At 42.8% G+C, this 24,690-nt stretch carries 24 protein-coding genes and 1 pseudogene; 21 read left to right on the top strand and 4 right to left on the bottom strand.

Features of this window, described 5'->3' with window-relative positions; all coding sequences use genetic code 11:
* Positions 1 to 129: 129 nt before the first annotated feature.
* Positions 130 to 201 (bottom strand): annotated as a pseudogene (locus PR795_RS06860) (hypothetical protein); the annotation flags it as partial.
* 720 nt (positions 202 to 921) lie between these two features.
* Between PR795_RS06860 and PR795_RS06865 the strand changes: the two are divergent.
* The 5 genes from PR795_RS06865 to PR795_RS06885 all read left to right on the top strand — a co-directional run bounded on the left by PR795_RS06865 (position 922) and on the right by PR795_RS06885 (position 5,403).
* Positions 922 to 1,713, top strand: coding sequence for an endonuclease/exonuclease/phosphatase family protein (locus tag PR795_RS06865; protein WP_006661009.1), 792 nt, complete (start codon positions 922 to 924; stop codon positions 1,711 to 1,713).
* Between the two features lie 79 nt (positions 1,714 to 1,792).
* Positions 1,793 to 2,362 carry a DUF1287 domain-containing protein gene (locus tag PR795_RS06870; protein ID WP_036975309.1) on the top strand — a complete coding sequence of 190 codons (570 nt, stop codon included), beginning with the start codon at positions 1,793 to 1,795 and terminating at the stop codon, positions 2,360 to 2,362.
* A gap of 242 nt (positions 2,363 to 2,604) precedes the next feature.
* Positions 2,605 to 3,792, top strand: a complete 1,188-nt coding sequence (locus PR795_RS06875) for an NAD(P)/FAD-dependent oxidoreductase (RefSeq protein WP_006659395.1) — start codon at positions 2,605 to 2,607, stop codon at positions 3,790 to 3,792.
* Between the two features lie 13 nt (positions 3,793 to 3,805).
* Complete coding sequence (locus PR795_RS06880; RefSeq protein WP_006661011.1) at positions 3,806 to 4,198, top strand: hypothetical protein; 393 nt, start codon at positions 3,806 to 3,808, stop codon at positions 4,196 to 4,198.
* 14 nt (positions 4,199 to 4,212) lie between these two features.
* Positions 4,213 to 5,403 carry a methionine gamma-lyase gene (locus PR795_RS06885; RefSeq protein WP_006659393.1) on the top strand — a complete coding sequence of 397 codons (1,191 nt, stop codon included), beginning with the start codon at positions 4,213 to 4,215 and terminating at the stop codon, positions 5,401 to 5,403.
* A gap of 65 nt (positions 5,404 to 5,468) precedes the next feature.
* Here PR795_RS06885 and PR795_RS06890 read toward each other — a convergent pair whose 3' ends face one another.
* Positions 5,469 to 6,836, bottom strand: coding sequence for an amino acid permease (locus PR795_RS06890; RefSeq protein WP_006661012.1), 1,368 nt, complete (start codon positions 6,834 to 6,836; stop codon positions 5,469 to 5,471).
* Positions 6,837 to 7,013: 177 nt separating this feature from the next.
* Here PR795_RS06890 and queE point away from each other — a divergent pair, with 177 nt between their 5' ends.
* Positions 7,014 to 7,685, top strand: coding sequence for a 7-carboxy-7-deazaguanine synthase QueE (gene queE / locus PR795_RS06895; RefSeq protein WP_006659391.1), 672 nt, complete (start codon positions 7,014 to 7,016; stop codon positions 7,683 to 7,685).
* 48 nt (positions 7,686 to 7,733) lie between these two features.
* Here queE and queD read toward each other — a convergent pair whose 3' ends face one another.
* Positions 7,734 to 8,099, bottom strand: coding sequence for a 6-carboxytetrahydropterin synthase QueD (gene queD / locus PR795_RS06900; RefSeq protein WP_036967979.1), 366 nt, complete (start codon positions 8,097 to 8,099; stop codon positions 7,734 to 7,736).
* A 264-nt stretch (positions 8,100 to 8,363) separates the two neighbouring features.
* On the opposite strand from queD, the gene cysJ reads away from it, so the two are divergent.
* From cysJ to rpoS, 15 genes are all read left to right on the top strand, one after another.
* On the top strand, positions 8,364 to 10,169 hold the full coding sequence (gene cysJ / locus PR795_RS06905; RefSeq protein WP_272516755.1) for an NADPH-dependent assimilatory sulfite reductase flavoprotein subunit: 1,806 nt from the start codon (positions 8,364 to 8,366) through the stop codon (positions 10,167 to 10,169).
* Positions 10,169 to 11,914, top strand: coding sequence for an assimilatory sulfite reductase (NADPH) hemoprotein subunit (cysI, locus tag PR795_RS06910; RefSeq protein ID WP_006659388.1), 1,746 nt, complete (start codon positions 10,169 to 10,171; stop codon positions 11,912 to 11,914). The genes cysJ and cysI overlap by 1 nt, the downstream gene beginning before the upstream one ends.
* The gene (locus tag PR795_RS06915) at positions 11,911 to 12,645 is read left to right on the top strand and encodes a phosphoadenylyl-sulfate reductase (protein ID WP_181480189.1); all 735 of its coding nucleotides are present in this window, start codon (positions 11,911 to 11,913) and stop codon (positions 12,643 to 12,645) included. Before cysI ends, PR795_RS06915 begins: the two co-directional genes overlap by 4 nt.
* Before the next feature lie 336 nt (positions 12,646 to 12,981).
* Positions 12,982 to 14,394: a siroheme synthase CysG gene (cysG, locus tag PR795_RS06920; protein ID WP_036975301.1), complete on the top strand. Its 1,413-nt coding sequence runs from the start codon at positions 12,982 to 12,984 to the stop codon at positions 14,392 to 14,394.
* A gap of 14 nt (positions 14,395 to 14,408) precedes the next feature.
* Positions 14,409 to 15,317, top strand: coding sequence for a sulfate adenylyltransferase subunit CysD (cysD, locus tag PR795_RS06925; protein WP_181480188.1), 909 nt, complete (start codon positions 14,409 to 14,411; stop codon positions 15,315 to 15,317).
* A 22-nt stretch (positions 15,318 to 15,339) separates the two neighbouring features.
* Positions 15,340 to 16,782, top strand: a complete 1,443-nt coding sequence (gene cysN, locus PR795_RS06930) for a sulfate adenylyltransferase subunit CysN (protein ID WP_006661016.1) — start codon at positions 15,340 to 15,342, stop codon at positions 16,780 to 16,782.
* Positions 16,783 to 16,786: 4 nt separating this feature from the next.
* A complete protein-coding gene (cysC, locus tag PR795_RS06935) occupies positions 16,787 to 17,395 on the top strand; it encodes an adenylyl-sulfate kinase (RefSeq protein WP_006659383.1) in 609 nt (202 codons plus the stop codon).
* 158 nt (positions 17,396 to 17,553) lie between these two features.
* Positions 17,554 to 17,850 carry a cell division protein FtsB gene (gene ftsB, locus PR795_RS06940; protein WP_006659382.1) on the top strand — a complete coding sequence of 99 codons (297 nt, stop codon included), beginning with the start codon at positions 17,554 to 17,556 and terminating at the stop codon, positions 17,848 to 17,850.
* A gap of 60 nt (positions 17,851 to 17,910) precedes the next feature.
* Positions 17,911 to 18,639, top strand: a complete 729-nt coding sequence (ispD, locus tag PR795_RS06945; protein WP_006659381.1) for a 2-C-methyl-D-erythritol 4-phosphate cytidylyltransferase — start codon at positions 17,911 to 17,913, stop codon at positions 18,637 to 18,639.
* Between the two features lie 9 nt (positions 18,640 to 18,648).
* Positions 18,649 to 19,161, top strand: a complete 513-nt coding sequence (ispF, locus tag PR795_RS06950; RefSeq protein WP_181480187.1) for a 2-C-methyl-D-erythritol 2,4-cyclodiphosphate synthase — start codon at positions 18,649 to 18,651, stop codon at positions 19,159 to 19,161.
* Positions 19,127 to 20,179 (top strand): tRNA pseudouridine(13) synthase TruD, encoded by a 1,053-nt coding sequence (gene truD / locus PR795_RS06955; protein ID WP_006659379.1) that lies wholly within the window; start codon positions 19,127 to 19,129, stop codon positions 20,177 to 20,179. Before ispF ends, truD begins: the two co-directional genes overlap by 35 nt.
* Entirely contained in the window at positions 20,157 to 20,918 is a 762-nt protein-coding gene (surE, locus tag PR795_RS06960) for a 5'/3'-nucleotidase SurE (RefSeq protein ID WP_006659378.1), read from the top strand. Before truD ends, surE begins: the two co-directional genes overlap by 23 nt.
* On the top strand, positions 20,915 to 21,541 hold the full coding sequence (locus PR795_RS06965; RefSeq protein ID WP_006659377.1) for a protein-L-isoaspartate(D-aspartate) O-methyltransferase: 627 nt from the start codon (positions 20,915 to 20,917) through the stop codon (positions 21,539 to 21,541). The genes surE and PR795_RS06965 overlap by 4 nt, the downstream gene beginning before the upstream one ends.
* Before the next feature lie 215 nt (positions 21,542 to 21,756).
* Entirely contained in the window at positions 21,757 to 22,818 is a 1,062-nt protein-coding gene (nlpD, locus tag PR795_RS06970) for a murein hydrolase activator NlpD (protein ID WP_036961513.1), read from the top strand.
* Positions 22,819 to 22,872: 54 nt separating this feature from the next.
* Positions 22,873 to 23,859: an RNA polymerase sigma factor RpoS gene (rpoS, locus tag PR795_RS06975; protein ID WP_006659375.1), complete on the top strand. Its 987-nt coding sequence runs from the start codon at positions 22,873 to 22,875 to the stop codon at positions 23,857 to 23,859.
* Between the two features lie 57 nt (positions 23,860 to 23,916).
* Here the strand turns inward: rpoS and miaE are convergent, their stop codons facing one another.
* On the bottom strand, positions 23,917 to 24,690 hold the full coding sequence (miaE, locus tag PR795_RS06980; protein ID WP_006661021.1) for a tRNA isopentenyl-2-thiomethyl-A-37 hydroxylase MiaE: 774 nt from the start codon (positions 24,688 to 24,690) through the stop codon (positions 23,917 to 23,919).

The following is a 24,690-nucleotide window of genomic DNA, read 5'->3' on the forward strand; positions in this document are numbered from 1 at the left end:
ACCACGATTCCTTATTTCGTATGGCACACTAGCAGGATTTTGAATGTAGAATCTGCGCTGAGCGCAAAAAATGGTACTAACCTCCCTCCCTCCATCATCATCGCTACTCCCTTGTTTAACGGGGCATATCAACTTTTTCAGCATCAGATTCAGTACTTTCAAGGGGGGTATCTCCTGAAGGCTAGCTATTGTCGTCGTCATGACAAAAACATTTTCTTCATATAAGAGAATTGAGAGTCTACTGTTTGTACTGAATGCGATGATGGGCGAAGTGGAGCTTCACTGATACTGATTTATCCCAATGTCATAACCTAGATTGTTTTGATTGATTCGATCGAAATGGCTTTTGTGTTAGTTAGAATTGCAATGAAGTGCGGATAACTGGCGTATTTTTTTAACGTTACTCATCACCACCATGAACTGTGGGACTCACTGACATCTTATCATCATCGCTACCTCTTGTTTAATAAGACCTCAACATTGGAGGCAATTTTGTTCCTGTCTGCTCTGACCGTTAGAAGATTATCAATGTAAAATAATCTCTGTAGTTACTTCCTACCTCGTAAATAACATAAAATTCTCCTTTGAACTCCCTAACGCACTCAAACACTGCCTCTATTTAAGTGATTTAAGTGATTTAAGTGTAAAAAATCTGAGTCCTTTTAGGTATTACGCCGTAATCAAAATTCTGAATGTTTTTCTACACTAAACTATTATTTAGCAGTCATATCATGGTGAAATGGTAGTAAATTCGAAAAAATAGAGAGGGCAGAAGAAAAAAGTCACAAAAAGGAATAATAAGTTCCTTAAGATTACCCGTGAGATATTTGATATACTGAATTCGTGTTTATCAGACCAATGCTAAACTAGTAGAGTTTACATCAATCGCTGTGGTTATTAATTTTGTAGGGAATCCGGTAAGTGGCTAAAAGAACCTATTCTGTTCGGTACATTGCAGGTGAACCTGCAAAACGTATTCAGCCTATGCCAATTCATATGCTTGGAGATTCACTTCCTATTGGTCTCCCACTCTTTCCTGCGGGCGAAACATTAGATGTAGTGACGTGGAACATCTATAAACAGCAGCGACCTAACTGGAAATCCACGTTGGCGGAACTTGTCAAAGAAAAAAAATTGTTATTGCTTCAAGAAGCGCAAATGTCTCCTGAGTTAGTCTCGTTCGCTGCTCATCATCAATTAATTGCTGACCAAGTTCCTGCATTACCTTTTTCTCCTCATCCCTCTGGCGTGATGACACTCGCGACAGCTCACCCGATTTATTGTTGTCCTTTACGAGAAAAAGAGCCGTTATTACGCTTAGCAAAATCAGCGTTAATCACGGTTTATCCATTGCCTAATGGCAAACATCTCATGGTCGTAAATGTGCATGCAATTAACTTTAGCTTTGGGGTGGATGTTTATACTAAGCAGCTGGGCAAATTGGGTTCTCATATTAGTAAACATGTGGGACCTGTTATTTTAGCGGGGGATTTTAATGCTTGGAGCCGTCAACGAGTGAATGCATTGAAGCGTTTTATTCGCTCTGTAGGACTCAAAGAAGTTCTCTTTGATGTCGATCTACGCACAAAAGCGTTTGGTCGCCCATTAGATTTTATGTTTTACCGTGGTTTAAAATTGAAGGAAAGCCGTGTATTACAGACGGATGCCTCTGACCATAATCCTATCATCACGCAATTTAAATTAACTAAATAGCCCCTTTTAAGACTATCCCACCTTATTTATCCCTGTAATTATTGTAGATTTTACGCTCAATTTTATGGGGGAATACTCATTGAAACAATTACTATCCTTACTCTTACTGTGTTGCATACCCTATGCATTAGGGAAAAATAATCTTGAACTAGCAAAGAAGGCAGAACAGTTGCCCCGTTTAGTTATGTATGATTCATCATATCGACAAATAGATTATCCCAATGGTGATATACCTAGTCATTATGGTGTTTGTTCTGATGTTGTGATCCGCAGTTACCGTCAATTAGGTATCGATCTTCAGAAACGCCTTCATGAAGATATAAAGAAAAACTTTAGCCAATATCCGAGCCAAAAAATATGGGGACTTAGTAAGCCTGACGCCAATATTGATCATCGGCGAGTCCCTAACTTGGAAACCTTTTTTACACGAAAAGGTACCGTTATGCCGATCACATTAAAAGGGGAGGATTATCGACCTGGTGATATTGTTTCGTGGCGTTTAGATAATGGTCACCCACATATTGGAATTGTGACATCCATCAAAGCATCGAATAGTCAATCTTACTTAGTGATGCATAACATTGGGTATGGTCAAGTGGCTGAGGATGTTTTATTTAAATGGAAGATAGTCGGACATTATTCATATTAATATTCTTATTTCAAAGAGTTACGGAAGCTATCTAGGGGAGGATTGTGGGCAATTTAATGTTTATTTACCGGATAAAATACTTTAATATCTGAAAGTGATTAGTTTTTCTTGTTGATTATTGAATTATATGCAATTTATTGTATTGGTTGTTATCGGCATTAAACTATATTTACTAAGTGTAAAGCACAGAGATGATCAGGATATATTTATCGGGTTGTTTTATTTCTTAAGGATTTTACATCATGAAAAATATAGTTATTGTGGGTGGTGGTACTGGCGGTACCATGTTAGCTAATATTTTGGCAAGAAAACTTAATAAAGACATTTTTTCTCAAAAAATAAAAATAACATTAATTACCGATAATCCCATTCATTATTATAAACCTGCATTTATGTATGTGGCTTTTAATATGTTTTTTAAGGACGAATTGAGTCGTCCTGAGCGTGAATTATTAAGACCGGAAATTGAATTAGTTATTGATAAAATTGATTCGTTTGATTTTAAAAATAAAGAGTTATACTCGAGAAATAATAAAAAATACCATTATGATTATTTGGTTGTAGCAACAGGATGTATTCCTAGACCTGAGCGTATTGAAGGTCTAAAAGAAATGGGGAATCATTTTTATGCTTATGATGCATCTCGTAAATTAGCTGATCAATTATCTAAGATTGAAAAAGGGCGTATTTTTATTACTGTTTCATTCCCTGAGACACCTAATGTTCCCCATCAGTGTGGAATTGCACCGATGGAAACAACTTTAATGATTGATGAATATTTACGAAAACGTCGAGTTAGGGATAATATTGAAATTGTTTATACTTATCCAACGGTTTCACAATTACTGCGTAATTGTTTATTCATGCAACAACCTGTTTGCGAAGTTATTCCCGAAATATTTGTCACGAAAAATATTAAAGCGCAACGAGGGTTTACCTTAGCTAAAGTTGATCCAGATAAGAAATTAGCGTACTCCAAAGAAGGGGATGAACAGCCTTTTGATTTATTAATTAGTACGCCGCCAATTACTGCGGTAGAGGCTGTTGTGAATACAGGATTAAGTGAGCATAACAACGGTGAAGGTTGGTTACCAACAGACCATGAAACGATGCAAGTTTATGGTGTAGAAGGCGTTTATGTCATTGGCGATACGGTTGACTTACCAATTAGTAAAGCAGGGGGAAGTTGCCATAACCAAGCAGCAATTATCGCAGACAATATTTGCGGTGAATTAATCTACGGATACCCTGCTGCAATTTATGATGGACGAGTGCAAGCGGTTGCTCAAATGGGGTTAACGGCAGGCATGCCTTTGCAATATGATTATAAGCACGATGTTATTCCTACTCCACCAACGAAATTGGGTGGATTACTAAGAAATGGTTTCAATAGAGGTATTTATTGGGCGGCAATTCGTGGCTTAGTTTAATAAGGAATTAAAAATGTCGAATAATGAAAGTCAAAGTAAACTGGTTGAACTATTAAGTTCTGATGCGGGTAATCATTTTGCTGAGAAATTAGCGCCATTATTACAGTTAAATCGCCTAGACAATATTGTTGATTTACTTTCTCTAGTTTCCGATCTTGTGGACATATTAGATAACAGTACAGTAGAAAGATTATCAAACTCTTTTGAAGATACTTTAGTTCCTGTCTGGGAATTAGGTACTGCCTATAATATGGCTAAAATGGAAGGTATTCATGATAGTAAAAATCCCAATTTTCGCTCAGTGTATGGATTATTAAAAGATCCTAATACATTGCGTGGAATTACAACACTTTTGCGAACAATGCAAATTGTTGGTTCTCGATTATCTCAATCCCAAGGAGGGTAATTTTCGGAGGTGGTATGAGTTTAGATATAAAACGTTCTTTTGAAACACGGGCGATCCATAGTCATTATAATTCACAGGATCATTTAGGCTCTTTAGCTTCACCTATCTACCAAACATCGACTTATGTGTTTAAAAGTGTAGAAGAAGGCGCTGCCTATTTTAGCGGTGAAAAGGATGGCTATATTTATACCCGAATTAATAACCCAACATTAAGTCTATTAGAAAATAGAATTTCCTCTCTTGAGGAGGGAGAGGCGGCTATTGTGTTCTCCTCTGGTATGGGCGCAATTACCTCAACGTTTTGGTCATTATTAAATCCGGGTGATGAGCTGTTAGTTGATCTAACTGTTTATGGTTGTACTTATGCCTTTTTTCATCATGGATTGGCTCGATTTGGTGTGAAAGTTCGTCATATTGATATGAGTGAGCCGGAAAATTTGGCACAAGCAATTACTGAAAATACGCGGATGATATTCTTTGAGTCGCCTGCTAACCCGAACATGCGCTTAGTGGATATTGCTGCGGTGAGCCAAATTGCTCATCAGCATAATATTTTAGTAGCAGTCGATAACACTTATTGCACACCGTATATTCAAAAACCACTGGTTCTTGGTGCAGATATTGTTCTGCACTCATTAACTAAGTACATGAATGGTCATGGCGATGCGATGGGGGGAGCGGTGATCACCACCGCAGAGCGTGCGAAGCATATAAGATTAGTGGGCTTGAAAGATATGACAGGAGCGTGTTTATCTCCTCATGATGCGAATCTGATTATCCGAGGGCTTAAAACCTTGTCTGTTCGTATGGATAGGATTGTCCAAAGTACACAAAAAATTGCTGAATATTTAGAAGCGCACCCGCAGGTGGTGGCAATTATGTACCCTGGCTTACCGAGTTTTGAGCAGTATCAATTAGCTCAAAAACAGATGGAATTAGCGGGAGGAATGATTGCCTTTGAACTGAAAGGGGGATTGGAGGCAGGTAAACGGTTTTTAAATCATTTAACACTGTTTTCACGTGCAGTTAGCTTAGGAGATTGTGAGTCATTAGCACAGCATCCGGCAAGTATGACCCACTCCACCTATACACCGGAAGAAAGGCAACAATATGGTATTAGTGATGGATTGATCCGTCTTTCTATTGGCTTAGAAAATGTGGATGAGTTGATTGCCGACATTCATCAAGCACTCAGTGTTGAGTAACGTATCTTGATAAAAAACAGCCCTATATGTGTACGATGTAGGGCTGCTTTATTCATCAATGTTTATTAGCGTTTTTGGTAATAACGCATGGCAAAGAAGGTAATGCTGAGTAACGCAACCCAAACAAAGCCGACAATGAGTGCTACCTGTGTATCTTTAAAGAAGCCTAATAATGCGATAACAAACACCATGAATGCGATGGTGATTGCAGGACCTACTGGCCAGAAAGGCACTGGGAATTTCAGCTTCTTAATTTCTTCTTGGCTCATCTTACGGCGCATCGCAACTTGGGACAGTAAGATCATTAACCAAACCCACACAGTCGCGAAGGTTGCAATCGAGGCAATAATAACAAAGATTTTTTCAGGTAACAGATAGTTCAGGTATACGCCCAGTAACATCACGACGGACATCACGAGAACCGTTACCCACGGCACACCGCTTTTAGTCAGTTTGGTAAAGACTTTTGGTGCTTGCCCATCTTGAGCCATACCGTACATCATGCGACCCGCACCAAAAATATCACTGTTGATCGCAGAAATTGCTGCGGTGATCACCACGATATTCAAGATATTTGCTGCAGATTGGATCCCTAAACTATCGAAGATTTGTACAAATGGACTACCATTTTGACCGATTTGGTTCCATGGATAGATGCACATCAGAATAAACAGTGTTAACCCGTAGAATAATAGGATACGGATAGGGACTGCATTAATCGCTTTTGGGATGGTTTTTTCAGGGTTTTGCGCTTCACTGGCGGTGATACCAATGACTTCTATTCCCCCAAAGGCAAACATGACTATTGCTAAAGAGGCTATCACCCCTTCGATACCATTAGGCATAAACCCGCCATGTTCCCACAAGTTTTGGATACCCACTTCATGGCTAGTTTCTTGACCAAAGCCGTAGATCATCAAGAAGGCACCACCGACAATCATGGCGATAATGGCGCTGACTTTTATAATTGAAAGCCAGAATTCCATTTCACCAAAAATCTTAACGTGACACAGATTGAGCGCACTGATAAATAATACGATACTTAAGACCCACACCCATTGATCAACATGTGGGAACCAGAATCCCATATACATCCCAAAGGCGGTAATATCGGCTAAGCAGACGACCAGCATTTCAAATACGTAGTTCCAGCCAGTTAGAAAGCCTGCGAGTGGACCCATATAATGGCTTGCGTAGTGAGAAAATGAACCGGGGACTGGATGATGAACCGCCATTTCGCCGAGGGCTCGCATCACCATAAACACCGCGGCACCACCTAACATATAAGCCAGTAACACCGCTGGACCCGCAGCTTGAATCGCAGACGCAGAGCCGTAGAATAGACCAGTACCAATCGCCGACCCTAAGGCCATAAAGCGAATGTGCCGGACACTCAGTCCCTTTCTGAGTTGATTTTGTTCACTACTTTGCATGTCTTTTCCTGTCATTAACTTTATTTCGAAATATTGTACCGAATATTGTTTCGGTTTCGTTGATTGAGTTGACGTACTTTCCTGAACGCAGGGTGACTACATTATCACAAAGTGCATTGCCCGCGAGATAGATATCTGCAATATAATATGCGCCAAATGGAATCTTCTAGGAGCAATATGAAATACCCAATAAATGAAATCTTCCAAACTCTACAGGGGGAAGGTGTTTTCACTGGTGTCCCCGCTGTTTTTATTCGTTTGCAAGGCTGTCCTGTTGGTTGTAGTTGGTGTGATACCAAACAGACATGGGATAAAGAACCTGCGAAAGAGTCCACATTGGGTGATATTGCATTAAAAACACAAGACAGTGATTTCTGGGCGATGTCCGATGCTGAGAGTTTGATTCAACTGATGCTGCAAAATGGTTATACCGCAAAACATATCGTGATAACCGGTGGAGAGCCTTGCATTTATGACTTAACGGCATTAACGCAAACGCTTGAAGCCAATGGCTTTCAATGCCAAATTGAAACGAGCGGTACATATCCGATTCTCTGCACTGAAAATACGTGGGTTACCGTCTCACCCAAAGTGGGAATGAAAGGAGGGCTACAGGTGCTTGAACAGGCGATTAATCGTGCCAATGAAATTAAGCATCCTGTCGCGAGAGAAAAAGACATTGAAGCGCTTGATCAGCTGCTTTCTCTACGCACCCAAGGTCAGCTTCCAATTGTCGCGTTGCAACCGATTAGCCAAAAAACGTCTGCCACTAAGCTGTGTATCGATACCTGCATTCAACGTAACTGGCGTTTATCTATTCAAACACACAAATATTTGAATATTCAGTAATCAACGTGTTTTGAGCTGTAGGTGATGACTTACAGCTCAATAAAGGTCTTATTCCTCACCGCGATAAACACAACCTGCATTACAGGTCTCTTTGACCGTAATGGCACTCAACAAGGGCAGTAACGGTTTAGTTTGTTGCCAAATCCAACGAGCAAGTACTTCACTGGTCGGGTTTTCTAAGCCTTCTATCTCATTTAAATAGTGGTGGTCTAGGCGTTCATAGATAGGATTAAAGGCGCTTTTCACATCAGCAAAATCCATGATCCATCCAGTATGAGCATCAATTTCACCCGTAATTTCTAAGCGCACCATGAAAGAGTGCCCATGCAGGCGACCACATTTATGCCCTTCAGGTACATGAGGAAGGCGGTGTGCCGCTTCAAAGTGAAAATCTTTGTAGATGGTTGTGCTCATAAATTTCTCCTTACTAATGTTTAGCAGCGTATTCTACTGCTATTTTGACTCAAAATGTCGTTATTTATCGATTTCTGGCTAATCTTTTTATTCGATATTCATCATCGAATATTTTCTTTAGGATTTTTAGCTATTAGTTATGGCTATAGTTTCTTATCTTCCTAGTTATGGCTGTTATAACCTCTATCCTCATTTGGGATAGAGAATGGCATGAATGACTTTTATTGACTATTCAATGATGGATCACGTTGGAGTGACAAAATAATGCAAAACAAGCAACCTCCATTATCAGCATTACCGATTTCTACGGAGCAATTAGGGCGTTTACAGACCGCTGTGGGAGATTTTTCATCTCATCAGTTGGCATGGTTATCAGGCTATTTATGGGGCATGGTGAATCAAAATAGTGCTGTGGATGAAACGGTTCCCGCAACGCTTGTCCCCCAAGAAACAGTGACCATTATTTCAGCCTCTCAAACAGGCAACGCCCGCCGCCTTGCCGAACAACTTAGAGAGAAACTCCTGAGTGAAAAGATCAGCGCGAATTTAGTGAATGCGGGTGACTATAAATTTAAGCAAATCAATCAAGAAAAAGTCGTTATTGTCGTGGCATCGACTCAGGGTGAAGGGGAACCTGCGGAAGAGGCGGTGGCTTTGCATAAATACCTGAACTCGAAAAAAGCCCCAGATCTTTCTGCAACTCATTATGCCGTTTTTGCACTTGGTGACTCTTCCTATGAACATTTTTGCCAAGCTGGAAAGGATTTCGATTCCCAGTTCGCGAAGTTAGGGGCAAGTGAATTGCTACCACGGGTTGATGCTGATGTGGAGTATCAAATATTGGCCGATGAGTGGGTGAGTACACTGACACAAATTTTAAAAGCGCGTGTGCCTGCTCAGTCAGATAGCCAGCTTATAAACACTCAATCTGGCAGCGTGAACCAGCTAGACTCTTCCCCATACACTAAAACGGCACCGCTCACCGCAACGTTGTTGAGTAACCAAAAGATAACTGGGCGCGGATCTGACAAAGATGTTCGCCACATTGAGATTGATTTAGGAAACTCGGGGTTGCGTTATCAACCCGGCGATGCGCTTGGCGTGTGGTTTGATAATGACCCAGCCTTAGTGGATGAGCTGATTGGCTTATTGTGGTTACACGGGGATGAGGACGTGTTTATCGGTCAGCAGCGTCATTCACTGCGCGACGCGTTAACTTACCAACTGGAGCTGACTCAAAATACCCATTTGATCGTCGAAAAATATGCTCAGCTATCAAAAGATGATGGCTTGCTGGCGCTAATTAGTGATAAACCGGCCATTATGCAATATGCGCAAACCACGCCAATCGTCGATATGGTACGTCAAGCGGCGGCACAGCCGAGCGCGCAAGAATTTGTTGATTTACTGCGTCCACTGACGCCTCGTTTGTACTCTATTTCTTCTTCTCAGGCTGAAGCAGAGGATGAGGTTCATGCAACGGTTGGTGTCGTACGTTATGACATTGAGGGACGCCCAAGGACAGGGGGAGCTTCTGGATTTTTAGCGGATCGTCTTAAGGAAGGAGACGAATTACGGGTATTTATTGAACATAATGATAACTTCCGCTTACCCGCAGATTCAAATACGCCGGTGATTATGATTGGACCGGGAACGGGGATAGCCCCATTCCGCGCTTTTTTGCAGCAGCGTGATAATGACGGTAGCGCAGGTAAAAACTGGTTGTTCTTTGGTAATCCGCACTTTGTTGACGACTTCTTATATCAAGTGGAGTGGCAGCGTTACGTCAAAGATGGCTTGCTGACTCATGTGTCACTGGCATGGTCTCGGGATCAGGCTCAAAAAGTGTATGTCCAAGACAAATTACGTGAGCAAGGTCGTGAAGTGTGGAATTGGATTCAGCAAGGTGCGCACATCTACGTGTGCGGGGATGCAAACCGTATGGCGAAAGATGTGGAACAAGCATTATTGGATGTCATCAGCGAGCACGGGCACATGGATGAAGAGCAAGCGGATGACTTTTTAAGTGAGCTGCGTGTGATGCGCCGTTATCAGAGGGACGTTTATTAATGAGCAATGAACATCAACAAGCTGCACCTCAACCACCTTTAGTGGTCGAAGGGAAGCTCGCAGACAGCGAGCGTATGAAGCAGCAAAGTAACTATTTACGAGGCACCATCAAAGAGGATCTTAAAAACGGTCTTACTGGGGGTTTTGATGGCGATAACTTCTTACTGATCCGTTTTCACGGTATGTATCAGCAAGATGATAGAGACATTCGAGCCGAGCGTGCAGAACAGAAATTAGAACCACGCCACGCGATGATGCTACGTTGCCGTTTACCTGGGGGAATAATCACGCCAAAGCAGTGGCTAGATATCGATAAGTTTGCCTCTGAGCACACATTATACGGCAGCATTCGTATCACTAACCGGCAAACGTTCCAGTTCCACGGCATTCTTAAAGGGGATGTGAAGCCTGCCCATCAGATGCTCAGCCATGTGGGACTTGATGCGTTAGCTACGGCTAACGATGTAAACCGTAACGTACTGTGTACCTCTAACCCTGTACAGTCTGAATTGCATCAGCAAGCCTATGAATGGGCGAAAAAAATCTCTGAGCATTTGCTACCTCGTACGAGTGCGTATGCTGAGATTTGGTTGGATAAAGAAAAGATTGTGACCACCGATGAAGAGCCGATTTTAGGGCAAACTTATCTTCCTCGGAAATTTAAAACCACCGTCGTGATCCCACCACTTAACGATGTGGATCTCCATGCCAATGACATGAATTTCGTGGCAATTGCAGAGAAAGGGCAACTTATTGGTTTTAATGTGCTGGTGGGCGGTGGATTAGCAATGACCCACGGCGATACGAATACATTCCCACGCCTTGCGAGCGAATTTGGTTTTATTCCATTAGATAAAACCTTGGCGGTCGCGGAAGCGATAGTGACCACCCAGCGGGATTGGGGAAATCGAACGGAGCGTAAAAATGCCAAAACCAAATACACTCTCGAACGAGTTGGGGTTGAGGTTTTTAAAGCGGAAGTCGAAAAGCGCGCAGGTGTACAGTTTGAGATCATCCGCCCCTATCAATTCACTCAGCGCGGAGATCAAATTGGTTGGCTAAAAGGGATTGATAACCGCTGGCATTTGACGCTATTTGTAGAAAATGGGCGTTTAATTGATTTAGCGGATAAGCCATTAAAAACCGGTGTTGCAGAAATTGCCAAGATCCACAAAGGCGATTTCCGTTTAACGGCGAATCAAAATTTAATTGTAGCGGGTATTGAGGAAGAGGATAAAGCGGCGATAGAGCAAATTGCCCTTGATCACGGTTTAATGAGCCGTGAAGTAACCCGTCAGCGTGAAAATTCGATGGCGTGTGTGTCATTCCCTACATGCCCTCTAGCAATGGCGGAAGCAGAACGTTTTTTGCCTGAATTTGTCAGCGAAGTTGAAAAAATCATGACTTCCCATCACGTCGCGGATGAGCACATTGTACTACGCATTACAGGGTGCCCAAATGGCTGTGGTCGCGCGATGCTCGCGGAGGTGGGGCTCGTTGGTAAAGCCCTTGATCGTTATAATCTGCATCTAGGTGGTAATCGAATCGGTACGCGTATTCCTCGGATGTATAAGGAAAATATCAGTAGCGCGGAAATTTTATCTATCCTTGATGAATTGATTGGTCGGTGGGCAGCTGAGCGTCAGCCTAATGAAGGTTTTGGTGACTATCTGGTCCGTGTTGAGGTGGTGAAACCCGTTCTCAACTCTGCGGTTGATTTCTACGAGGTTAAGGAGGCGGTATGAGCCGACTTCAGTTAGCGCAACTTCAGCAGTTAGATAAGCGAGATCAAGAGTCTTATCTGCATGAATACAATCTGCAACTCGAAGCGATGAGCGCCTTGGAACGCGTTGAGTGGGCAGTGGAACACTTACCCGCTGAGTTTGTCTTGTCATCCAGTTTTGGCATTCAAGGTGCTTTAGCATTGCATTTGGTGACACAAATCGTACCGAATATTCCGGTTATTTTAACGGATACAGGGTATTTATTTCCTGAAACCTATCAGTTTATTGAACAATTAACTGAGCGACTTGCTTTAAATTTAAACGTGTACCGCTCGCCTATTAGCCCTGCATGGCAAGAAGCGGTTCATGGACAGCTGTGGACTCAAGGGATTGAGGGAATTGAGCGTTATAACCAATTAAATAAAGTCGAGCCAATGTCTCGGGCACTACGGGAATTGCAGGCTCAGAGCTGGTTTTCAGGGCTGAGACGGGAACAGTCTGCCAGTCGTGCAGAATTACCTGTACTGAGCATAGGTCGTGGTATTTTTAAAATTCTGCCAGTGATTGACTGGAATAATAAGGATGTTTATCAATACCTCACTAAACATAACCTGCCATACCACCCATTATGGGAAAAAGGGTATTTGTCGGTGGGGGATACTCATACGAGTCGACCGTGGGAGCCGGGTATGAATGAAGAGCAAACTCGTTTTTTTGGTTTAAAGCGCGAATGTGGGCTTCATGAAAACTAACACTTTTCATAAAAATTAAAGTGTTTCGTTAAAATAATTAATTACTTGCTTTAATAATAAGTAGAAAATAATTTTATTTGTTTAATAACAAAGGGATGCCATTATCTTTAATAAAGGCATCCCTTTATTGTTTTTTATTATGAATTCTTTGTTTTTTATTATTTAATCAGGCTATTATCCCTGAAAATAAGCTGATTTTACTTGGTTTTGTCGACTTTATTTACCTTATGCCTTTCTGTTCCTATTCATGCTTTTTTGTCATTTCAAAGTCACGAATTCACACCATATAGTCAATTTCATTGCTCTTATAATTAAAATGTTGGATGGAAGTGATATATGGATTACTTACCTTTATTTGTGAGTTTGCGCGGTCGTCAAGTGGTACTGATTGGTGGCGGGGTCGTGGCGGCACGAAAAGCCGAGTTATTACTTAAAGCTCATGCATCGCTGGTGGTCATTTCTCCAGAGCTATGTGAAAGCTTGTATGAGGCTTATCAACAAAATCAATTGTTATGGGTACAAGCGTCTTACCAGACTCAGCATCTTGATGGTGCTTATTTAGTGATAGCTGCAACGGACGATCACGCTCTCAATGAGAAAGTTTTTCATGATGCGCAGCAGCACCACATTTTTGTTAATGTGGTGGACGAACAGCCACTATGTTCATTTATTGTGCCATCCATTATTGACCGTTCTCCTGTCATTGTTGCTATTTCATCGGGAGGTACTGCACCGGTCTTAGCGAAATTGTTGCGTGAAAAACTGGAAGCCATGCTCCCGCCATCACTTGGCAAGATGGCAGAGATTGCAGGACGTTGGCGTGAGCGTGTTAAGCAGCGTTTAACCAAATTAAGTGAGCGTAAGCGTTTTTGGGAGCGCAGTTTTAGCGGGCGTTTTGCATCTTTGGTAGAAAGCGGGCAATTGGATGATGCAGAAAAACAACTTGAACAACAATTGACTGAGCCAGATAACCAAGGGGAGCTCATCTTGGTGGGGGCTGGACCTGGTGATGCAGGACTGTTAACACTCAAAGGTTTGAGGGTACTGCAAAATGCTGATGTGGTGCTATATGACCATCTAGTGAGCGCGGAAATTCTTGACCTTGTACGTCGCGATGCAGACAAAATTTGTGTCGGAAAACGGGCGGGCAACCACAGCGTAACTCAAGAAGAAACCAATCAATTGATCGTCAAATATGCTCAGCAAGGTAAAAAAGTCGTGCGCTTAAAAGGCGGTGACCCGTTTATTTTTGGTCGCGGAGGCGAAGAGCTACAAGTCGCTGCTGAGGCTAAAATTCCTTTCCAAGTGGTTCCAGGGATCACTGCGGCGATTGGTGCAACCGCGTATGCCGGAATTCCACTGACTCACCGAGATCACGCTCAGAGTATCACGTTTATTACAGGTCATTGCCGACAAGGTGGTGCAGAGCTGGATTGGCAAGCGCTAGCGCGTGGTCACCAAACGCTGGCTATCTATATGGGGACCGTGACGGCTGACAATATTCGCCAGCAGCTTATCCAGCATGGACGTCACCGAAATACGCCTGTAGCGGTGATCGGTTGCGGAACCCGTCAGGATCAAAAAGTGGTGACTGGCGCATTACATGAATTGGAGTCATTGGCTCAACAAGCCCCCGCACCTGCATTAATCGTCATTGGCGAAGTGGCGGCATTACATCAACAGCTGGCATGGTTTGGTCAGCAACCCGAAACCATTCAATGGCGTTCAGCGGTGCTGGAATTGGCTTAAGCGAGGAGTGAATCATGAACGAAAAAAAATTAACCCACTTACAGCAATTAGAAGCGGAAAGTATTCATATTATTCGTGAAGTTGCTGCTGAATTTGCAAATCCAGTAATGCTCTATTCGATAGGAAAAGACTCTTCCGTGATGCTGCATTTAGCGCGTAAAGCGTTTTATCCCGGTACGATCCCATTTCCGTTACTGCACGTTGATACGGGGTGGAAATTTCGTGAAATGTACCAGTTTCGTGATGAAACTGCGCAAAAGTACGGTTTTGAATTACTCATCCACCGTAACCCTGAAGGGGAAAGATTAGGCATTAACCCATTTGTGCATGGCAGTGCAAAACATACTGATATCATGAAAACGGAAGGCTTAAAACAAGCGCTAGATAAGTATGGCTTTGATGCCGCTTTCGGTGGCGCAAGGCGGGATGAAGAGAAATCACGTGCGAAAGAGCGCATTTATTCATTTCGTGATCGCTCTCACCGTTGGGACCCGAAGAATCAACGCCCTGAGCTATGGCATAACTATAATGGCCAAATTAATAAAGGCGAAAGTATCCGCGTTTTTCCATTATCTAATTGGACCGAGTTAGATATTTGGCAATATATCTACTTGGAAAATATCGATATTGTTCCTCTCTATTTTGCTGATGAGCGGCCTGTGATTGAGCGTGATGGAACATTGATCATGGTCGATGATGGGCGAATCCAGCTAAAAGCGGGTGAAGTTATCACCAAGAAAAAAATCCGTTTTCGAACATTAGGATGCTGGCCACTGACTGGGGCTGTGCCATCGAATGCCAGTACGTTACCGGAAATAATCGAAGAGATGTTGCTATCCACCACCAGTGAGCGTCAAGGGCGCTTGATTGATAGTGACCAATCCGCCTCTATGGAGCAGAAAAAGCGCCAAGGCTATTTTTAATCAATCGGTAAGGAACAATATCATGGCTGAACTGGCTTACAACGACGCAATTGCGCATCAAATCCAACAACAAGGGGGCGTGGAGGCTTACTTACTCGCTCAGCAGCATAAGGGATTATTACGCTTTTTAACCTGTGGAAATGTGGATGATGGCAAAAGCACCTTGATTGGTCGCTTATTGCATGACACTCAACAAATTTATCAAGATCAGCTGTCTGTTTTACAAACGGACAGTAAGCGAATAGGGACGCAAGGCGAAAAGTTGGATCTGGCGTTGCTGGTGGATGGATTAGCCGCCGAGCGTGAACAGGGGATCACCATTGATGTGGCATATCGTTATTTTTCAACGGAAAAACGCAAGTTTATCATCGCAGATACCCCTGGACACGAGCAATACACTCGCAATATGGCGACAGGTGCGTCAACCTGCTCGTTATCTATTCTGCTGATCGATGCTCGAAAAGGGATACAAGAGCAAACTCGGCGTCACAGTTTTATTAGTACGCTACTAGGGATCCGCCATTTGATCGTTGCTGTGAATAAGATGGATTTGGTGGGTTATAGTCAGTCTGTATTTGAAAAAATTCAGCGTGATTACCAGCAATTTGCTGAACAATTGCCCGTTGATCTCAACGTTTGGTTTGTGCCTATTTCTGCACTGGATGGGGATAATATTGTATCGCCAAGTGATAATTTACCGTGGTATCACGGCGAAACATTATTGTCGCTATTGGAAAATGTGCAAGTCACTCAGACCGCAGCGGAACAGCCATTACGCTTTCCTGTGCAATATGTGAATCGTCCAAATTTGGATTTTCGTGGGTACAGCGGCACATTGTCATCGGGAATTATACAGGTGGGACAGCCGATTAAAGTGCTGCCATCTGGCACGACTTCCACCATCAAAGAGATTGTGACGTTTGCTGGTAATCAGTCTTCTGCAATTGCTGGAGAAGCGATTACCTTAGTTCTCAGTGATGAAATTGATATTAGCCGCGGTGATTTGATTGTCGCTGAAAATGAACACTTACTTGCCAGTCAGCATGCGTTAATCGATGTTGTGTGGATGTCAGAACAGCCCCTAGTACAAGGGCAGCAAGTGGATATCAAAATTGCAGGTAAGCGTAGCCGAGGCAAAGTAGAGAATATCCAGTATCAAGTGGATGTGAATAACTTGACTCAGAAAGTGGCGACGGAACTTCCATTAAACGGTATCGGTTTAGTTGAATTTTCATTCGATGAGCCATTGTTACTGGAAAATTATCAAAGTAATGGCGATACCGGCGGCATGATTTTGATTGATAGGTTAACTAACGTAACGGTTGGCGCTGGGTTGGTTCGAGAAGCTCAGTCTGAAGACGCCATCCATAGCAGTGAATTTAGCCAATTTGAAATCGAGCTTAATCAATTGATTCGCCGTCATTTCCCTCATTGGGGTGCTCGCGATGTGTTAGGTGGGAAGTAGTACCATGAGTTCACAAGAAAATATTGTTTGGCACCAACACACGGTGACTCGGCAGTGGCGCGAACAACGTAATGGACATAAAGGCGCGGTATTGTGGTTTACAGGGTTATCGGGTTCAGGGAAATCCACATTAGCGGGGGCGGTTGAAGCTCAGCTCGCGGCTTTGGGTATGCAAACCTATCTGTTGGATGGGGATAATATACGCCATGGGTTATGTGGCGATTTAGGGTTTAACGAACCAGATAGGCAGGAAAATATTCGGCGTATTGGCGAAGTGGCCAAGCTGATGGTCGATGCTGGATTGATAGTTGCAACGGCATTTATTTCACCGTACCAAGAAGATAGACAGCGAGTTCGGGCGTTATTTGAGCCTGACCAGTTTTATGAGTTGTATGTTGATACACCAATCGAGATTTGTGAAGAGCGTGACCCAAAAGGGTTATATCGGCAAGCTCGTGCGGGAAAAATTGCCCATTTTACTGGGATCGACGCACCTTATCAGCCTCCTGAAAATCCAGAGCTGCACCTTGATGGAACGCGTTCTATTGATGATTCTTTAATGCAGATTATTCAACTGCTTCAGCAAAAAAAGACCATTTCTATAGCAAATTGATTTTACTTAAATATCATCCTTTTCTACATTTATAGGGAATTGGATGATATTTAATCTCTTCTAGCGCGAAAAATTCTGACTTTTTAGACAATATTTGCATCACAGTAGCGTCACGCGCTCAGTTATGGGATGATTAGCAAATCATTTCAGGGGGCAAGATGGGTAAATTAACGCTACTATTAATTGCGATATTAGCTTGGTTACAATATTCCTTATGGTTAGGCAAAAATGGCATCCATGACTATGTAAAGGTCAAAGATGATGTTGCTGCGCAGGAAATTGTGAATTCGCGCTTAAAACAGCGCAATGAACAGCTATTTGCAGAAATTAATGACTTGAATGATGGTCAAGATGCAATTGAAGAACGGGCACGTAGCGAACTTGGCATGTTAAAGCCTGGTGAGTCATTCTATCGAATGGTCAAAGAGCGTAATAATTCGCCGTCATCTCAATAACCATCATTTAGGGTATATTACACCCAATAGCCTGATAATTTCTGATGTAAGACTCGAATCATGATAAATCCAATAACATCAAGCGCAGCACCGATTGTTGCGCTTATCCCCGCTGCGGGAATCGGAAGCCGCATGAACGCGGATTGCCCAAAGCAATATTTGTCGGTCGCGGGTAAAACGATTATTGAACACACCATTGATGCTTTGTTACGTAGCCCTGACGTACAGCTGATAGTGGTCGCATTAAGTGCTGAAGATGATTATTTTCAACACCTTGATATCGCCAAAGATCCTCGTGTCGTAACAGTTATTGGGGGAAAAGAACGCGCGGACTCTGTCTTGTCAGGACTCAACTATCTTATTAAACAACCTGAGTATGATAATGCTTGGGTTTTAGTGCATGATGCAGCACGCCCATGCTTGCATTTGGATGATTTAAATACAATTATTCAGTTAGTGACCAAAAATGATTGTTGCGGCGGCATATTGGCTGCTCCCGTTCGGGATACGATGAAACGCGGGACTGCGGGTACACAAAATATATCTCATACCGTTGAGCGAGAAGCTCTTTGGCATGCCCTGACTCCGCAGTTTTTCCCATTAGAATTATTACGTAACTGTTTAGATAAGGCATTGAAAGAGAACGCTGTTATCACCGATGAGGCTTCCGCACTGGAACATTGTGGTTATCAACCGATATTAGTATCAGGACGTGCTGATAACCTTAAGGTGACGAGACCAGAAGATCTGGCATTGGCAGAATTTTATCTTTCAAGAATGAAATCATAAGGAAAAAAAATGAGAATCGGACACGGTTTTGATGTGCATAAGTTTGGCGGTGAAGGTCCCATCGTGATCGGTGGTGTTCGCATTCCCTACGAGCAAGGCCTTATCGCACATTCCGATGGTGATGTTGTTTTGCATGCACTGACAGATGCTATTTTAGGCGCAGCAGCACTTGGGGATATTGGTAAATTATTCCCTGATACCGATCTTGCCTATAAAGGGGCGGATAGCCGTGTTTTACTCAGAGAAGCATTCTGCCAAGTCCGTAAAAAAGGGTATTTGATTGGCAATATTGATGTCACTATCATGGCACAAGCGCCGAAAATGCTGCCACATATTCCACAAATGCGTGTGAATATTGCCGAAGATCTCGAATGCCATATGGATGATGTCAATGTGAAAGCGACCACCACAGAGCAATTGGGTTTTGTGGGTCGTAAAGAAGGGATTGCTTGCGCCGCTGTGGCTTTACTTATCAAAGATAATAGTAATGAAAGTTATGAATGTTCAGTACCTGCATGGTAAACCCCTCTCTTCGGGGACGTTAAAAAGTATTCCTGAAGATTTCGTGGTGAAAGAAGATTTAGGTTTTGAGCTTGATGGGGAAGGCGAACACGTTATGGTTCGCGTCGAAAAAACAGGCTGCAATACATTATTTGTTGCGGAACAACTGGCAAAGTTTGCTAAAATTTCAGCACGGGCAGTGAGTTATGCTGGGCTAAAAGATAGACACGCGGTCACGGAACAATGGTTCTGTTTACAAATGCCAGGTAAAGATACCCCTGATTTTTCTGCTTGGCAGCTTGAAGGCTGTCGTGTTCTTGCCGTCACGCGCCAAAAGCGTAAATTACGGATTGGTTCTCTCAAAGGTAACCAATTTGAAATCACGTTGCGTGATATCACGAACGCAGATGATGTGGAGCAACGCCTACAAAAAGTGGCTAAACTGGGTGTTCCTAACTATTTTGGTGAACAACGTTTTGGTCGTGATGGACAAAATCTTGTCCAAGCACGTCGTTGGGCAAACCAAGAAATCACAGTTCGTGAACGAAATAAGCGTAGTTTTTATCTCTCTGCTGCACGAAGTGCTATGTTTAATGATATCGCAAGTGCGAGAATTGCGAATAATACGGCGCAGTACGCGATGTTGGGAGATGCTTTGCAACTCACTGGGAGAGGAAGCTGGTTTGTCGCGACCGCAGAAGAGTTGGATTCACTGCAAGCTCGCTTACAGTCTTCAGAATTAAGTGTGACAGCGCCGCTTCCTGGTGATGGCGATTTAGGTACCCAAGAGGACGCACTGGCTTTTGAAATACATTGCTTAGAACAAGATTATCAGCCATTTATGGCGCTAATGAAAAATGAGCGAGTTTCTCCAGCAAGACGCGCTGTGCTTGTTAAGCCGCAAAATTTGCAATGGCAATGGTTAGACTCGTCAACCGTGAAACTGGATTTTTTCCTGAATTCAGGCAGTTTTGCGACCAGTGTTGTACGAGAAATTATCAATCAGGATTGTGTTGATGCTGAATATATTATTGAGTAACGATGATGGGGTAACAGCGCCGGGGATACAAACTCTGGCAGCGGCGTTACGCCAACATTATCATGTACAAGTGATTGCACCCGATCGTAATCGAAGTGGGGCTTCAAACGCACTAACTTTAGATAAGCCATTAAAAATTCAAACATTAAGTAATGGTGACCTGGCTGTTCAAGAAGGAACACCAACCGATTGTGTGTATATTGGGGTGAATAAAGTGGTTCGCCCTCGTCCTGATATTGTGGTGTCGGGCATTAACTGTGGTCCAAACCTTGGGGATGATGTTATCTATTCAGGTACTGTCGCGGCAGCAACAGAAGGACGCCATTTGGGATTACCTTCTATTGCCGTTTCACTTGATGGCGAAGTGCATTATGACACGGCCGCTAAGGTAACTTGCGATATCCTCATTATGTTGCAAAAAAATCCATTACGTGCGGGAAATATCTTAAATATCAATGTGCCAGATATTCCTTACGAAGAGTTAAAAGGGATCAAAGTGACCCGTTGTGGTAGCCGCCATGCGGCATCTAAGGTCTATAATATTGAAGATCCTCGCGGGAATATGCTGTATTGGCTAGGTCCGGTAGGCGAGATTCGCGATGCAGGACCGGGCACAGATTTTGAAGCAGTACAAAATGGCTATGTTTCGATTACGCCTCTGCAAGTGGATTTAACCTCTTATAAAACGCAGGCAGTGTTAGAAGAGTGGCTAGATAAGTCAGGAGTGAAGGCAAAATGAAAATTGGGCTCATGAAAGAACTGCTGGCACAGTTGCGCCAACAGGGAATTCACGATGAGCGCCTATTAGACGCGCTCGCGCTTGTTCCTCGCGAACGGTTCGTTGACGAAGCGCTATCTCATAAAGCCTACGATAATATCCCATTACCGATTGGTCATGGGCAGACGATTTCACAGCCGTATATTGTCGCAAAAATGACCGCATTATTAGCGGTCAAACCCACAGATCATGTTTTGGAGATTGGGACAGGGTCTGGGTATCAAACTGCGGTACTGGCGCATCTTTGTGAGCATGTTTATTCAGTCGAAAGAGTCAAAAGCTTACAATGGACGGCGAAGCGTCGTTTTAAATTATTAGATTTACACAATATTTCAACTCGCCACGGTGATGGCTGGGAAGGTTGGCAATCTAAAGGTCCTTTTGATGGGATCATTGTGACAGCTGCACCTAGCGAAATACCGTCGTTGTTACTGAAACAGTTAAAAGATGGGGGACGATTAGTCCTGCCTGTTGGTGACAAAGATCAGGCTCTGAAATTGATTACCCGTCGTGGTAATGACTATCATACGAACGTGATTGAGAAAGTCCGTTTTGTTCCTCTGGTTGCCGGTGACTTGAGCTAATTACCTTTTGGGTTATCTTTTACTCATAGGGTATTTTGCTCAAACTGTTAAGTGATAATCTCAATTTGTTATACTTTTGATACATTTAACTTGTCCATTATTTTATATTTCTGCTTTAATAAGCGAAATATTTTAAGATACTAATATTCAATAAGCATACATTGCATTCTAACCCTTTAGTATCAGGTCAGACTTTTCTTCACGGGAGAAGAAATATGAAAATTGTTAGCCCAATAAACAGAATTCGATGGGCGGTTATCTTTTCATTTAGCGGTGCTTTATTAGCAGGATGCTCAACGCCTTATCATCCAGCAGCACCGATTTCGAGTGTGAATGATGGAGGTTCTAGCCAACAAACGGCGTCAAGAACTGTGCCGAACCCACCGACTAACACGGGAATGAGTACGGCGATGCCTTCAGATAGACCTAATTTATCGTCGAATAGTTCGATGGGTAATAGTGCGTCTAGACCTGTATCAACAAGTAGTGATGGCCGGATTGTTTACAACCGAGACTACGGTCAAATTCCGAAGGGAAGCTATAACGGTAATAACTATACCGTTCAGCGTGGAGATACTCTGTTCTATATCGCCTATATAACTGGTAATGATTTCCGTGAGTTAGCATCGAAAAATAACATTCCGGAACCATACAGCCTAAATGTAGGTCAGGTGATAAACATTGGTAATGCAAATGTGAGCTCGAGCACACAATTAGCATCAAATAGTCAACAGCGTCCGGTTGATCTTCAACCAACTAATGGGTATCCTGAAAATAGTAGCGGGCAGAATTCAGGTAAGATGTTGCCGAATAACAAGAAACCAACCTCTACGGTTTCTACGACAACAGCAAGCCCAACCACTACGACTGCAACAGCCACAACCGGAAGTAGCACAAATAATTCGTCAATTAAATGGCGTTGGCCAGCAGATGGGAAGATGATTGAAGGCTTCTCTGATGCTCAAGGCGGGAACAAAGGTGTCGATATTGCCGGTTCTCGTGGTCAATCTGTTATTGCCGCTGCTCCGGGTAAAGTCGTATATGCTGGCAATGCACTGCGTGGATATGGAAATCTCATAATAATAAAACATAACGATGACTACTTAAGTGCCTATGCACATAACGATACGTTACTTGTGCGTGACCAACAGGATGTTGCTGAGGGTCAGAAAATAGCCACAATGGGTAGCACCGGAACAAGTTCTGTTCGTTTGCATTTTGAAATTCGTTACAAGGGAAAATCAGTAAACCCGCTGCGTTATTTACCGCAGCGATAAACTGGGCGGGGTGTATTCGCATTCCGTCCTCATTATCTAGGGTCGGAGTCACTGATGAGCCAAAGTTCGCTGAAAGTTAACGAGTTGTATAATGACCTCGATGAAAATGCGATGGATGAAGCATTTGATGAGAGTCAATTTAAAGAAGAGGATCTAGCTTCAGAACTGGATGAAGAAACGGATTTACTCCAAAGCGCGAGTCAACGCGTTTTGGACGCAACCCAAATTTATCTCAGTGAAATTGGATTCTCTCCACTCCTCACAGCAGAGGAAGAGGTTTTCTATGCTCGCAGAGCCCTTCGGGGGGATGTGGCGTCGCGTCAGCGTATGATAGAAAGCAACCTGCGTTTAGTGGTAAAAATATCTCGCCGTTATAATAACCGAGGATTAGCCTTACTCGATCTGATCGAAGAAGGAAATCTCGGGTTGATTCGTGCCGTTGAAAAGTTTGACCCTGAAAAGGGCTTTCGTTTTTCAACGTATGCGACATGGTGGATCCGTCAAACGATTGAACGTGCCATCATGAACCAAACTCGAACAATCCGCCTTCCTATTCATATTGTCAAAGAGCTCAATATTTATCTTCGTACTGCCCGTGAACTTGCCCAAAAGCTAGATCATGAGCCAAGCCCTGAAGAAATTGCTGAGCGATTAGACAAGCCTGTAGAAGATGTCAGCCGAATGCTACGTTTAAATGAACGTATCACGTCCGTTGATACACCGATTGCAGGGGATTCAGAGAAGTCATTGTTGGAAGTCCTATCTGACGATAATGAGTCGGGACCTGAAAACACAATCCAAGATAACAACTTAAAAGAAAATATCGTTAAGTGGTTATATGAATTAAATCCGAAGCAGCGCGAAGTATTAGCACGTCGTTTTGGTTTATTGGGTTATGAAGCGGAAACTCTGGAAGAGGTTGGGCGCGAAATTGGGCTCACTCGTGAAAGAGTTCGTCAAATTCAGGTTGAAGGTTTAAGACGTCTTAAAGATATTTTGCAAGGTGAAGATTTAACGCTGGAAGCGTTATTCAATATGTAATCTGCTGTGTTTGAACTCAAAGCCCCTGTTGTCATTGATAACAGGGGGCTTTTCTTTTTAGCCGGCGGAATTAATCGGTATACCGCTGTGGAATTTAAAATCGTCATCTGGTGTTGAAATCAACTGCGCCTCAACTTCCCCGTAAAAACGTACACGCTCGGTAATATCTGTTTTGCTAATTGATTGAGCGAGTTGCAGATAGTCTTGGTAATGACGTGCTTCTGAGCGTAAAAGTGACGTATAAAAATTGGCAAGTTGCTCATCCAAATGAGGGGCTAACTTAGCAAACCGTTCACAGGATCGTGCTTCAATATAAGCACCAATAATTAATTTATCGACCAGCGTTTTTGGGTCATGTGGATCTAAATGACTAAATAATCCTTTAGCATAGCGCCCTGCGGTGATCCCATCATACGTAATACCCCGTTGATGCAGTATTTCCAATACTTGATAGAAATGGTGCAGCTCTTCTTTGATTAACAACACCATTTTATCAATGAGATCTTGGCTATAAGGTGACTGCTTTTTGGCTAAAATTTGTTTAGAAATTTGATTCTTGTTTTTCAATGTATGCACATCACCAATCCGATCATAGGCGAAGGCTTCATAGGGTTTGAACCATTCTAAAAGGATAGCTGCGCTTTCTTTATCAACGGCATATTTGCGAATTAAAAACATGGCGCTTTGCGCGGCTTTTAATTCACACAATAAATGGTCCTTCAAAATAATGGGCAAATTTTCAGGCTGACTCGCTTTGTAGATCCATTCATCAGGCGTTTCACACTGTAAAAATTGCTTAATTGGCGCTAATAATTCAGCGTACTCATCCAT

The organism is Providencia sp. PROV209 (assembly GCF_028479485.1).
Lineage (GTDB): Bacteria > Pseudomonadota > Gammaproteobacteria > Enterobacterales > Enterobacteriaceae > Providencia > Providencia alcalifaciens.